General features: G+C 32.3%; 11 protein-coding genes and 1 tRNA gene. 3 read left to right on the forward strand and 9 right to left on the reverse strand.

Going from position 1 to position 14104, the window contains the following annotated elements; genetic code table 11:
• Positions 1-15: 15 nt before the first annotated feature.
• The 7 genes from H8K90_RS06395 to H8K90_RS06425 all read right to left on the reverse strand — a co-directional run bounded on the left by H8K90_RS06395 (position 16) and on the right by H8K90_RS06425 (position 8325).
• Positions 16-1800, reverse strand: a complete 1785-nt coding sequence (locus H8K90_RS06395; protein WP_186845083.1) for a tetratricopeptide repeat protein — start codon at positions 1798-1800, stop codon at positions 16-18.
• A gap of 393 nt (positions 1801-2193) precedes the next feature.
• A complete protein-coding gene (serS, locus tag H8K90_RS06400; protein WP_186845084.1) occupies positions 2194-3465 on the reverse strand; it encodes a serine--tRNA ligase in 1272 nt (423 codons plus the stop codon).
• A gap of 90 nt (positions 3466-3555) precedes the next feature.
• Positions 3556-4863 carry an HTTM domain-containing protein gene (locus H8K90_RS06405; RefSeq protein WP_186845085.1) on the reverse strand — a complete coding sequence of 436 codons (1308 nt, stop codon included), beginning with the start codon at positions 4861-4863 and terminating at the stop codon, positions 3556-3558.
• A gap of 4 nt (positions 4864-4867) precedes the next feature.
• Entirely contained in the window at positions 4868-5764 is an 897-nt protein-coding gene (locus H8K90_RS06410; protein ID WP_186845086.1) for a bifunctional riboflavin kinase/FAD synthetase, read from the reverse strand.
• Between the two features lie 56 nt (positions 5765-5820).
• Positions 5821-6387: an aminoacyl-tRNA hydrolase gene (gene pth, locus H8K90_RS06415; protein ID WP_246457539.1), complete on the reverse strand. Its 567-nt coding sequence runs from the start codon at positions 6385-6387 to the stop codon at positions 5821-5823.
• Between the two features lie 139 nt (positions 6388-6526).
• The gene (locus H8K90_RS06420; RefSeq protein WP_186845088.1) at positions 6527-7177 is read right to left on the reverse strand and encodes a 50S ribosomal protein L25/general stress protein Ctc; all 651 of its coding nucleotides are present in this window, start codon (positions 7175-7177) and stop codon (positions 6527-6529) included.
• 206 nt (positions 7178-7383) lie between these two features.
• Positions 7384-8325 (reverse strand): ribose-phosphate pyrophosphokinase, encoded by a 942-nt coding sequence (locus H8K90_RS06425; protein ID WP_186845089.1) that lies wholly within the window; start codon positions 8323-8325, stop codon positions 7384-7386.
• A gap of 142 nt (positions 8326-8467) precedes the next feature.
• Here H8K90_RS06425 and H8K90_RS06430 point away from each other — a divergent pair.
• Positions 8468-8549 (forward strand) — tRNA-Leu (locus tag H8K90_RS06430).
• Between the two features lie 84 nt (positions 8550-8633).
• Here the strand turns inward: H8K90_RS06430 and H8K90_RS06435 are convergent.
• Both H8K90_RS06435 and H8K90_RS06440 read right to left on the reverse strand, forming a co-directional pair.
• Entirely contained in the window at positions 8634-10115 is a 1482-nt protein-coding gene (locus H8K90_RS06435; protein ID WP_186845090.1) for a sulfatase family protein, read from the reverse strand.
• 7 nt (positions 10116-10122) lie between these two features.
• Positions 10123-10890 carry a DeoR/GlpR family DNA-binding transcription regulator gene (locus H8K90_RS06440; protein WP_186845091.1) on the reverse strand — a complete coding sequence of 256 codons (768 nt, stop codon included), beginning with the start codon at positions 10888-10890 and terminating at the stop codon, positions 10123-10125.
• A 134-nt stretch (positions 10891-11024) separates the two neighbouring features.
• Between H8K90_RS06440 and H8K90_RS06445 the strand changes: the two genes are divergently transcribed.
• Positions 11025-12590, forward strand: a complete 1566-nt coding sequence (locus tag H8K90_RS06445) for a glycerol-3-phosphate dehydrogenase/oxidase (RefSeq protein ID WP_186845092.1) — start codon at positions 11025-11027, stop codon at positions 12588-12590.
• Positions 12591-12596: 6 nt separating this feature from the next.
• Positions 12597-14099, forward strand: coding sequence for a glycerol kinase GlpK (glpK, locus tag H8K90_RS06450; protein ID WP_186845093.1), 1503 nt, complete (start codon positions 12597-12599; stop codon positions 14097-14099).
• Positions 14100-14104 lie beyond the last annotated feature (5 nt).

A 14104-nucleotide genomic window follows, 5' to 3' on the forward strand; every position in this document is an offset into this window, starting at 1 on the left:
TGTAATTTTCAAAAACTAATTAATACTATCACCTCTCAGCATTCTAAACTTCTTCCGAGCTTCAATAAAATAGATGCTATCTTCAAACTCAAAGATGATTTTTTCGTAGAGTTGTTTAGCGTCTTCTGGCTTTGCCAAATAGGTATTGTAGAGTTCTGCTAAATAGTAGTGTGCATCGTCTGCTAAAATATCTTCTTTGTAGTCCTTAATAATTTCTAGATAGTTGGCTTCCGCTTTGTTGTATAGCTTTTTCTTTTCGAATAATTTTGCTTGTTTAAACAAGGTTTGGTCAGTAATACTTTCACCTTTATGTTCAGTCAAAATCTTATCTAAAAGCGAAATAGCTTCATCTGTTTTGTTTTGAAAAGCTAACAAATCTGCTTTAGCATAATATTTTAATGCTGTTTTTGTACTGTCTTCATATTTATTATCAGAAATTAATAGCTTTAGATCTAAAGCGTCATTCGCAATTAACTGGGATGTAGATGATTTAAGTATTTTAAGTTGCGATTCTGCCCAATCAAAATCACCTTTATAATAACTTGTTTTTGCAACTTTAAACCTAGCTTCTTGAGACATTACACTATTTTTTAAATTCATTTGAATTTGCGAATAGAATATCAATGCTTCATTAAATTTTTCTTGTAAGACTAAAATATCTGCCAATAGTAATTTCACCTTTCCTTCTTGAAATTGGGAAATATTAAGCTTCAAACTTTTTCGTAGAAATGCGGTGGCACCATCGGTATCTTTTTGATGAAAGGCTAAAAACTCTCCATAAGCTAATTGAAGAGGAAGTGTTAATTCAGACTTTCCAAATTCATTGAATAGTTGAGTGTAAGTTTCGTCAATACGTTTTAGTGTTTTAGCATCCGCATTTTTAGTATCTATTTCTAAAATATACTGATGAGCAGTTAAAGCTGTGCTAGCATCTTGCGTGGTTTCTATGATGTAATTAAAAATGTCTTTAGCAGTATCATTGTCATTATCTTGGTGTGCAGTAATAGCCAATTCTATAATACGATCTAAGCTTTCTGGATTACGTCTATATAAGGCCTTTTCTTGTATAAATGATTTGTTGTAAGCTTTCTCTTGTACATATAACCAACTCAACATTTCGTACCAATAAAGATTGGGTTCTTGTTGTATTTTTTTTAGTAAAGAACGTCTTAAATAAGTATTGTTTTCGTTATTACTATTTTCGGAAATAAAATCACTTACAGCACGTTTAATATTGTTTAAATAGTTTGGTCTATAGGCAATGTAATCGATGTAACTATTAAACATATTTTCAATATCTCCTTGGTCACCATAAATTCGAGCTAACTGCAAACTATAGTTTTTATCTGGAGTAAGTATTTTACCTTTATTGTAAATTTTTATGGCTTGTTCATTTAAAGAGTGATCTTCAAATTTTTTGGCTATACTATATATGTAATTAGGTTTTTCATCTATATACGAAATGGCTTCATCGTACAATTTATTAGCCCTATCTATACTATCTTTAAGTTGAAAATTATAACCTAACTCAACAATTAATGTGGGATTTCGTATTTTTTCTAATCTTTGAATAAGTATGTTTTCTGCTTCATCAAATTGTTCTAATTGTTGATGTATATCTACTAATTTGTATATGTATTTGTAATTGTATGGTTTTTCTTTGTTTAGGTTTTGGTATATAATTAGTGCTTTTTTAAACTCCCCTTTTTTATAATAGCTTTCTGCTAGTACTTCGTTATCTTGAGAGAAACTAGTTTTGAGGCCAAATAGTATAAATAAGATTAAAATTACCTTTTGCATTAAAGCGTTTTTTTGTAAATATAACAAATGCTTAATCTAGATATTGTGAATGTTTTTATAAAAAAAATGCCTAAACTAAAAGATTAGGCATTTTGACCAGCAAAATAAATGTGCTATTAACCATTATTCGTTATAAATATGATTCAGTTACTTTGACTCGGTTTTTTTTATGATTTACTATTTCAAACAAAAGTTAGAATAAGACTTTGCTTACCATAACAATCAATGAAACGAGTACGACAATTCGTTTTAAATTTTTCATTAGTAGGTTAATTGCTAATTTGGACTACTAACATCATAAAAATAATTAAAATAAACGAAGAAATACAATAAAAATCGATAAAAAACCTGTTTTTTTAACAATTGAAGTGAAATATAGACTATTCTTTAGCGTTACGAAATAATATCAAAGCCTGTATAAGGGACTAAAACTTCTGGAATTTTGATGCCATCCTCTGTTTGGTAGTTTTCTAATATACCTGCAAGTACTCTTGGTAATGCTAAAGAACTTCCGTTTAAAGTATGGCACAATTCATTTTTACCTTCACTATTTTTGAAACGCAATTTTAAGCGATTAGCCTGAAAAGTTTCAAAATTAGACACAGAAGAGATTTCTAACCATCGGTCTTGTGCGGTTGAGAACACTTCAAAATCGTAGGTTAAGGCAGAAGTAAATCCTAAATCTCCACCACAAAGTCTTAGTATTCTGTATGGTAATTTTAATTCTTTCAAAATCTCTTTTACATGCTCCACCATACCATCTAATGCTTTATAAGAATTATCAGGATGTTCAACACGTAAGATTTCAACTTTATCAAATTGATGCAAACGGTTAAGACCTCTAACATGGGCACCATAGCTTCCTGCTTCTCGTCTAAAGCAAGGTGTATATCCTGTAATGGCAGAAGGTAAATCGCTTTCGTTTAACAGTGAATCTCTAAAAATATTTGTAGCAGGAACTTCGGCTGTAGGGATTAAATATAAGTTGTCTGCAGTAACATGATACATTTGCCCTTCTTTATCTGGAAGCTGACCTGTACCAAATCCTGATGCTTCATTTACCAAATGTGGTACTTGGTACTCAGTATAACCTGCAGCAGTATTTTTATCTAAAAAATATGTAATTAGCGCACGTTGTAATCTGGCACCTTTACCTTTATATACAGGAAAACCAGCACCTGTAATTTTGTTACCTAATTCAAAATCTATGATATCGTATTTTTTGGCTAGCTCCCAATGAGGTAAGGCTCCTTGATGTAATGTTGGTATATCTCCTTCTCTAAACGTTTCTTCATTATCTTCATCAGTATTTCCGGCAGGTACTAAAGGGTTTGGTACATTAGGAATTCTATACAATAACTCATTTAGCCCATCTACCTTGTCATTAAGTTGTTGCTCTAAAGTTTTTGTAACTTCCTTGAGCTGGGTGGTTTTTTCTTTTAAAAGATTTGCTTTTTGTGCCTCACCAGATTTAAATAAGTTGCCAATTTCTTTAGATATAGCATTAGATTCTGCTTTAGTATTGTCTAAATTAGTTTGAATCGCTTTGCGATCTTCGTCTAATGCAATAACGTCATTAATAATTTTGGTAGCATCGATATTTCGCTTTGCTAAACGTGCAATGACATCTTCTTTATTCTCTTTAATAAAAGCAACTTGTAACATATCTGTATTTTTAGATTTTACGCCTAAAAGCGTAAGAAAATCAAGCCACAAAAGTAAAAAGAAAATAACCAGATAAAAATAAAAAGAAGTCTATTTTGAAGGTAATATCCAATCATGATGTTTAAAATGGTACCATTCCTCGTTTGCAATATCAACATTTGGGTTAATAAGCTGTTTTGCAGGTTTTCCATTTACACTCACAAAGGCACTTACATAGACTCGTACAGAAATGCCTTTTTTTGCAAAATCTTGTTTTAAGTGCTGTGCAAATTGCCATATAGCATCTGGCTTAGTACTAGCTCCTCGTCGTTGTTTTTTAGTGAGATAGTCATTTATTTTTATTGGAATTTGCTTATTGGTAGCTTCATCAATTACCTTATACCTAGTGCTACCATTTTTAGCACGTAGCATCATTCTCCAAGATAATCTGTGGCCTTCTTCTGTCCATAAAACATCATCTTTAAAAAAATGATGCCTTAAAGGCAATGCAACCTGAATTAGAAAATAAATAGAAAACAATGAGATTAAAATAGGCTTATGGCTTGGTATAATAATAGCTTCATCATTATAATAGGGCTTTTGTTTCAAAAAAATATTTCTGATAACTTTTGGTTCAAAAAAGAATAAACTAAAAGCCAAAGCTAGATAAGGAAATATACCTATTTGAAACACTATTGAATTAAATAGATGGAAGAAAATAGAAATAAAAAAAGCGTACTTACGAGTTGGTTTAATTAGTAATAATGGAATTATTAACCCATCAAACAAAATGCCTCCATAAGCAATAAAATAATGAATAGTTGATTGTTGTAAAAGCTCACCAATAATTGGGTAATCGGCTTTGTTTCTCATTAAAAGCTTAACCACAGAAGCATCTAACCAATCTGGATATAACTTAGCGATTGAAGCATAACTATAGAGAATAAATAATTGGATTACAAAAACCCACTTACACCAACTGGGCATTGATATTTTTTTTAAGGATGGATTAAGTTTAGCATCAATGGATGCGTAACGATGTGCAGGAAGCAAAACCATTATAAAACTTAAAAGGCCTAATAAATAATAATGGTTATTATATGACGATTTTTGCATTAAATATGTTGCAGTCCACATAAGCGCAAACATTAGCATACTAAATCGGTATTTATAACCAACCATAATTAGCAAGCCAAAAATTGCCATAACGATATAATAAACGTACATCCAATTGCCAGGAAGTGGTTGTAACCATTCAAACCCTATAAAAGAAAAGGTAAAATCAGGCTCTATTAATGTTCGTCTAATCCAACCTGTTAGTACAGCACCAAAAGCTTCTAAAAAACACAGTAAACCAAAAACAATTCTAAAAATTATAAGTCCAGAATTATCTATATGTTTAAATAAGAATTTATTCATGCTTTTATTTTATAAATTCAAAAGCTGCCTCTCTATCTTTTTTGAGTTGCTTTTTCAAAGCTTCTATACTTTCAAATTTTTGTTCACTACGTAAACGTTTTAAAAATTCAACTTTAAGCTCAGTGTTATACATATCCGCATTAAAATCAAAAAAATGGACTTCAATAGAATGTGTTTTTCCATCAACAGTTGGATTAGTACCAATATTCATCATACCAAAAACGGTTTGACCTGCTATTTTAGATTTTACAACATACACTCCGTCATTAGGAATTAATTTATAAGTCTCCTTAATATAAATATTAGCTGTTGGGAAATTTATAGTTCTGCCCAAGCCTTTTCCTTTAACTACGGTTCCCGTAATAAAAAAACTATATCCTAAAAATGAATTTGCTAAAGCTACTTCTCCTTTATTAAGTGCATTTCTAATTTTAGTAGAACTCACCGTAACATCTTCTATGTCTTGTGCAGAGATTTCTTCAACCTTAAAGTCATAGAGTTGAGCAAACTCTTTTAAATCTTCGATATTAGCACTTCTATTTTTTCCGAAGTGATGATCGTATCCAATAACTATTTGTTTGGTATTTAGCTCATCAATTAAAATTTGTTTAACGTAGTCTTTTGCAGAAAGGTTAGCAAACTCTTTAGTAAACTCTTTTACTATTACCTCCTTTATGCCTAATGACTTTAATAGCTCAACACGCTCATCTATTGTGTTTAATAATTTTATAGAATCGTCTTTATGTAGTACCATTCTAGGATGCGGAAACAAGGTTAAAACCACAGGTTCAAAATCTTGTTTTTTTGCAAGCTTAACAACACGTTTTAATATTTTTTGGTGCCCAATATGAATACCATCGAAGGTTCCTATAGTGGTTACTTTTGGTGATTTTGTAGTCAAATTTAAACTAAATTGATGTTTTTCGCTTTTGAAATTGTTGAAAACAAAGCTACATTTTATTTTCCGTTAAATTGATTCATGGTAATGTTAACACCAGCCAGTGCAAATGATTTTATAAGTTCTGCTGAAGTTTTTAAACGTTCCTCTAATTTAGAGTTTTCATCGTCATTCCATTCACCAAGTACATAATCTACTTGTCTTCCTTTACTAAAAGTATCGCTAATACCAAATCTAAAACGGTTGTACTTTGTGGTTTGCAATTTATCTTGTGTGTCTTTTAAACCATTATGACCTCCGTCGCTACCTTTGGTTTTTAAACGAAGTGAACCAAAAGGTAAATTTAGGTCATCAGTTACAACAAGTAAATTTTGTAAAGGTATTTTCTCTTTTTCTAACCAATATTTAATGGCCTTACCACTCAAATTCATATAAGTGCTAGGTTTTAAAAGTATCAGTGTACGCCCCTTAACCTTTATTGTAGCTAGGTCACCAAGTTTTTGAGTTTCAAAAGTGGACTCTTCGTTCTTAGCTAGAAAATCTAATATTTTAAAACCTATGTTATGTCTGGTATTAGTATATTTTTCTCCAATGTTACCTAAACCAACGATTAAGAATTTTTTCATTTTTTCGACATCATTTAATTCTGTATTGCTACTAAAACCGAACCAATTTTTAATAGTCTGCCACATATTTACAATTTCTGTAAAAATAAAAAAAGCATTCCGTTATAGAATGCTTTTTAATATTTGAAATAGTTGTAATCTATTCTTTTACTGCAGCGACATCGTCAGTTTCAGTTGCTGGTACATCACCTGCATCTGTAGTTCCTTCATCATCATCTTCATCTTCATCTACATCAACAACAGCTAATCTACTACGTCTTACCTGGCAAACAACAGTATTATCTGGGTGTAAAAATTTGTAGTCGTCATTCTCTAATTCTGTGATGTAAAACTTACTTCCAATTTTTAATGGAGTAATGTCAATCTCTATAAAATCTGGTAATTTAGACGGTATAGCCTTTACTCTAAGTTTACGGTAAGGCATTCTTAAGTTACCACCATTTAAAACACCTTTAGAAACTCCCACAGTTTTTACTGGGATTTCCATTGTGATTTGTTTGTTTTCGAAAATTTGATAAAAATCAACGTGTATGATTCTATCTGTTACTGGGTGAAATTGGATGTCTTGCATAACTGCATTAAACTTTTCACCATTATCTAGGGTAATCACAACTGTATGCGCATTTGGAGTGTATACAAGTTTTGAAAAAGCCAATTCTGGTGCTGAGAAATGCAATGGCTTATCTCCTCCGTATATAACGCAAGGAACCTGACCAGCATTACGTAAGGCTTTTGTTGACTTTTTGCCCACGCTTTCTCTTTGAGATCCGTTAATTGTAATTGATTTCATTTTTGAAATTGTTTATTTAATAATTATTAATTCCCTCATTTTGAAGGTTTATCCTCTTTTGTATTAGAGGGCTGCAAATTTAGAAATATTATATGGAAATACTAGCCTTTATAAGCTATTTTTTGGGCTTTGTTTATTTTTATTATAAATGTGTATCATTTATAACCTATTAAAGCAATAAAAAATTAAAATGAATTAAACTTAATTTACATTACAAATTTATTACTAATAGACTGATTATGATGTACATTATACATTACTTCAGCGAATAAATTAGCACAACTTAAAACACGTAGTTTTTTGCTTTCTTGTTTAATAGGAATAGAGTTAGTTACAATTAACTCTTCTAACTTAGAGGATTCTAATCGTTCGTAGGCACTACCAGATAAAATTGGATGCGTACAAATAGCTCTTACACTCTTTGCTCCACGTTCCATCATTAAATCTGCGGCTTTAGTTAATGTGCCAGCAGTATCAACCATGTCATCAACAAGTACTACATTTTTTCCTGTTACATCTCCAATAAGTTCCATGTGTGAGATTATGTTGGCTTTAGCACGTTGTTTGTAACATATTACTACATCACTACCTAAAGCTTTTGAATAAGCATAAGCCCTTTTAGAGCCTCCCATATCTGGTGATGCAATTGTTAAATCTTCTAAGTTTAAGCTTTTTAAATAAGGTAAGAAGATGGTTGAAGCGAATAAATGGTCTACTGGCTTTTCAAAAAACCCTTGTATTTGGTCAGCATGCAAATCCATAGTTATAATTCGGGTTGCTCCTGCTGCTTCAAGCATTTTAGCGACTAATTTTGCTGCTATAGGCACTCTAGGTTTATCTTTTCGATCTTGTCTTGCCCATCCAAAATAAGGCATAACTGCAGTAATATGTCTTGCAGACGCACGTTTAGCTGCATCAATCATTAATAACATTTCCATTAAATTCTCAGGTCCAGGATTGGTTGAGCCAATAATAAAAATACGTGTTCCTCGAATAGATTCTTCATAAGATGGTTGAAACTCACCATCACTATAAGTAGATGTAATTACATTTCCTAATTTAACTCCATAGGCTTTAGCAATTTGTTTTGCTAAGTCTTCACTTTGGGAACAAGTAAAAATTTTAGCTTCTTTAGTTACGTACGACATTTGTTTTCAGTGGTTTAGTGTCTAAAAGAGAGGTTTTTTTTCAAAGTTCAAATTTAGGGAATTATTTAGCGAACAAAAGCATAAAACCCACTAATTTTAATTGCTTGGCAGAATTTATTTTCTATTTTTGCAGTCCAAAATTGCTCAAGTGGCGGAATTGGTAGACGCGCTGGATTCAAAATCCAGTTTCTTCGGAAGTGTGGGTTCGATTCCCACCTTGAGTACTTAAAAGGGATAATCAATAAATTTGGTTATCCTTTTTTATTCTTAAATACCAAGGTTTCTAGATTCAATGCCATTTATGAACCTTATTTAATGTTTGACTCACACCAATTTTTAAAGGCAGCTTCAAGATCTCTAACTATTTCAGGATGTATACTTGCTAGGTCGTTTCTTTCCCCTGGATCTTCTTCGATATTAAATAATTTTAAAGTTAAGTCGTCTCTAATAGGAGCAATATATTGGGCCGATGGTTCGCTTTTCCAATGGTTTTCTTTAGCATTGGTTAATTTCCAGTTACCTTTTCTTACTGCCCAAGTTTTTTGCCATTTCCAAACCAATAAGCGGTCATTTTCTGGTTCAAATATGTTAATGCCATCGATATCTTTATCTGTTAATGTTGCTCCTGCAGCTTTTACTATTGTAGGTAGAATATCCGTTGCAGACACATAACGCGTTTCTACTTTACCTTTATTCACATTACCTGGCCAGCTTACGGCCATTGGAACTCTTATGCCGCCTTCCCAAAGTGAATATTTACCGCCAGTTAAAGGGGAGTTATTTGAGCCTGTTAGAGGTGAACCTCCATTGTCTGAAATAAAAACAATCAATGTGTTTTTGTCTAGATTAGTTTCTTTTAGTGCATCTAAAAGTCTACCAATATTATCATCTAAACAATTAAGGTTAGCTAAATAATATTTTCTTAAGTCATCTGTATTTATGGCTCCAACTCTTGAGTATTTGTCGTAGTAGGCTGAATAACTTCCAGGTTTATGATGACTGTAAGTTAATAAACTATCAGGATTGTAATTAGGAATTTCTTTAACGTTGTATTTATCTAAATATTTTTTTGGTACTTCGTGTATTAAGTGATGAACCGCATTATAGGACAAGGTTAAAAAGAAGGGTTTATCTCTTTTACGCTTTATAAACTTTATAGACTCATCAGTAAAAATGTCAGTGAGATAACCTTCTTCGTAACTTTTTTCACCCATGTTATGCATTAAAGGGCCAAGTAATGCACTTGTACCATAAGGATCTGGAGTGCGGTCTTTTATAGTTTGTGAGTTTAGCCAATAATCGTGGGCATGAGCAGAAAACCCTAAAAACTCATCATAACCGTGATTTAGAGGGTATTCTCTTACATCGTTTTTATGAAAATTTCGCCCTAAATCATTTTTCCCAATTCGTGCGGTTTCATAACCAACTTCTTTTAAATATTCAGGTAGGGTTTTTACATCATCTGGCAAACCAGGACCCCAACTTGCAGGTTTATCCCATCTAAATTGGTTTTTACCTGTGAGAATTCCAGCTCTAGACGGACTGCAAACAGGTGCAGTTACATACGCCTGCGTAAAAACTACTCCCGATTTCCCTAAGCGATCTATATGAGGTGTAGAAACAGTTTTATCGTGCGCTTCAAAAGGTGTAAAATCGGAATAACCTTGATCATCAACTACAATTAATAATATGTTAGGTTTTTCATTTACTGTTGTTTCTTCTGTTTTTTCTTTTTTAGAATTACATGATATAAGTAGTAAAGAAAACGTAAATATTAAGAATTGTTTCATATAAGTTTTACTTATTGGGTTCGCCTACAATGGTTACTTTTATTTCTTTTTCTTCAAGTTTTTTACAAATAGATTTTGAAACTCCATTATCTGTTATGATTTCATCTACATTAGATAAGTCGCAAATTCGAGCAAAGCTCTTTTTTCCAAATTTTGAAGAATCAGCAAGCACAATTACCTTCTGTGCAGCCGATAACATTTTCTTGTTAAGTTCGGCTTCTTCTAAATTAGTAGTAGAAAGTCCGTATTCTAAATCGATACCATCAACCCCTAAAAACAATTTACTACACGAAATATTCTTTAGAATATATTCTGCATAATTACCAATTACTGAACCAGAACTATGTCTTATATATCCACCTAGTTGTAATATTTCTATGTTGCTATCATTAATTAAATGAAGAACAACGTTGATTGAAGATGTAATAACGGTTAGTTTATTTTTTGCTTTTATAAATTTTGAAAGTGCCTGTACTGTTGTGCCAGAAGCAATCATTATAGAGTCGTTCTCTACAATTCTACTAGCAGCTAATTGTGCAATTCCGTTTTTTTCCTCGACAGAAATTTTTTCTTTATCTAAAACTGTTCTCTCATTTATGTAAGGATTTTCTAAGGAAGCACCACCATGGGTTCTGTATAATAGTCCTTTTTGTTCTAAAACTTTTAGATCTTTTCTAATGGTGACAGCGGAAACGTCTAGGATGTTGCATAAGTCTGAGACTTCTAAATGTTTTTCCTTTTCGAGTTTCGCTAATATGTCTTGATGTCTCTTCATTTGTGATACAAATATAATAAACGAAATTAAATGAAACAATTTTAATTAAAAAACTATACAATTAAGTTTCGTTTTGTTTCGAATTAAATAAATATTTATATATTTGAAACTAATTGTAAATATAAAATTAAGTTTTGTTCAATAGAAAGAATCTTATTAATCAACTTAAATCCAACGAAAATTGGGATGTTATAATCATTGGTGGTGGCGCTACAGGTTTGGGAGTCGCTTTAGACTGCACAACAAGAGGCTATAAAACATTATTGCTAGAGCAAGTGGATTTTGCAAAAGGTACGTCGAGTAGAAGTACAAAATTAGTGCATGGAGGTGTAAGGTATTTGGCTCAAGGAAATATTGATTTGGTGCGCGAGGCTTTATTTGAAAGAGGCTTAATGTTGCAAAATGCATCCCATTTAGTGAGTAACCAATCGTTTATTATTCCTAATTATAGATGGTGGGATAATTTTTTCTACACTGTTGGATTAAAAGTTTATGATTTTTTAGCTGGAAAATTGAGTTTTGGTAAATCTTTAAGAATAAAAAAGAGGGAAACTATATCGAGACTATCAACCTTAAAAACGGATAATTTAAAAGGTGGCGTTGTTTATTATGATGGTCAATTCGATGACTCGAGATTAGCCGTTAATATTGCACAAAGTTGTATTGAAAATGGTGCTACTGTTATAAATCATTTTAAGGTGAAAAATCTTCAAAAAAATGAGAAAGGTTTAGTTAACGGAGTCGTTGCAACTGATACAGAAACGAATTTAGATTACGCATTAAAAGCTAAGGTGGTTATTAACGCAACGGGTGTTTTTTCTGATGAGGTCTTACAAATGGATAATGTTTCCGCAGAAAACAGTATTCGCCCTAGCCAAGGAATTCATTTGGTTTTTGATAAGTCATTTTTGCCCGGAAACGATGCTATAATGATTCCTAAAACAGATGATGGACGAGTTTTGTTCTTAGTTCCATGGCACAACAGAGTAGTAGTTGGCACAACAGATACGTTACTTAATAGCCATAGTTTAGAACCAAAACCATTAGATAAGGAAGTAGATTTTGTCCTAGAAACAGCTAATCGATATTTAAATAAAAAAGCTAGTAAAGATGATGTGCTAAGTATTTTTGCAGGACTAAGACCATTAGCTGCGCCAAAGGATAAATCTGAAAAAACAAAGGAAATCTCTAGAAGCCATAAAATAATAGTTTCGGATTCTGAGTTGATTACCATTACAGGTGGTAAGTGGACTACGTATAGAAGAATGGCGCAAGACACAGTCAATAAAATTATAGAACTTAAGAAACTACCCAAAGCTGAGTGTAAAACACAAAATTTATTAATTCATGGTGCTAACGGAACCGTAGATAGATCTAATCATCTTTATATTTATGGAACTGACCGTAAAGGAATTGAACAAATCATTAATGAAGATGCTAGTTTAGGCGAAAATTTACACCCAAGACTAGAATTTACTAAAGCTGAAGTTGTATGGGCTGTAAGAAACGAAATGGCAAGAACGATTGAAGATGTGTTGGCAAGACGAGTTCGTGTTTTGTTTTTAGATGCTAAAGCAGCAATAGAAATAGCTCCAATGGTGGGCGAATTATTAAGAGCTGAGCTCAATGAAACAAAAAGTTGGAGAGCAGAGCAGATTTCAAAATTTATTAGTATCGCAGAACAATACGTATTAAAATAATATCTCATGGGAAAATATATACTGTCTTTAGATCAAGGTACAACAAGCTCTAGAGCTATAGTATTTGATAAACAAGGAAATATTGTATCAATGGCACAAAAGGAGTTTACTCAGTATTTTCCTAAACCAGGCTGGGTTGAACACGACCCAAAAGAAATTTGGTCAACTCAAGCAGGTGTAGCCGCAGAAGCCATTGCTAAAAAAGGTTTAAACGTAGAAAACATTGCAGCAATTGGCATTACTAATCAGCGTGAAACAGTTGTGGTTTGGGATAAAAAAACAGGCGAACCTATTTATAATGCAATAGTATGGCAAGATAAAAGAACTTCAAACTATTGTGATGAATTAAAAAGCAAAGGTAAAACGGAGATGATTAGAACCAAAACAGGTTTGGTAATTGACTCCTATTTTTCTGGCACTAAAGTAAAATGGATTTTAGATAATGTTGCTGGAGCAAGACAAAAAGCTGAAGCTGGAGATTTATTATTAGGAACTATAGATACTTGGTTAGTATGGAATTTTACTAAAGGAGAACAACATATTACAGATGTAACTAACGCCTCTAGAACGTTAATGTTTAATATTAAAACAATGGAATGGGATGATGAGTTATTAGAGCTATTAACCATCCCCAAAAGTATGTTGCCAAATGTAAAACAGTCTAGTGAAGTTTATGGGTACACAAAATCAACTTTTTATGATGCTAAAATACCAATTGCAGGTATCGCTGGTGATCAACAAGCAGCCTTGTTTGGTCAAATGTGTACAAAACCAGGTATGGTTAAAAACACCTATGGAACAGGTTGTTTTATGCTAATGAATATTGGTGATAAACCAATTGTATCAAAAAATAATTTGCTCACAACGGTTGCTTGGAAAATAAATGGAAAAACTACATATGCCCTTGAAGGAAGTGTATTTATAGCAGGTGCGGTAGTACAATGGTTACGTGATAGTTTAAAAATAATTAGAAATTCTTCAGATGTTGAGGCATTAGCTTCTTCAGTAGATAGTTCCGATGGCGTGTATTTTGTTCCTGCATTTGCAGGTTTAGGTGCACCACACTGGAACCAGCACGCTAAAGGTACTATGTTTGGTTTAACAAGAGGAAGCACAGATGCTCATATTGCTAGAGCAGCGTTAGAGTCTATTGCATTTCAAACTATGGATATTTTAAAGGCTATGGAAGCTGATGCTGGTATTTCTATTAAAGAATTAAGGGTAGACGGTGGAGCTACAATTAATAATATGCTAATGAAGTTTCAGTCTGATGTACTTAATACTGAAACTGTTAGACCAAAAATTGTAGAAACCACAGCAATGGGTGCCGCATTTTTAGCAGGATTAGCGGTAGGTTATTGGGAAAGCTCAAAAGAGATACAAGATATCTGGCAAACGGACAAAATATTTTCACCGACAAAAGATAGAATAGAAACAGAAGCTAATATTAAAGGGTGGTATAAGGCCATTGATGCTTTAGAATATTGGACAAAAAACAACTCTAAATAATTATA

The organism is Winogradskyella echinorum (assembly GCF_014297365.1).
Classification (GTDB): domain Bacteria; phylum Bacteroidota; class Bacteroidia; order Flavobacteriales; family Flavobacteriaceae; genus Winogradskyella; species Winogradskyella echinorum.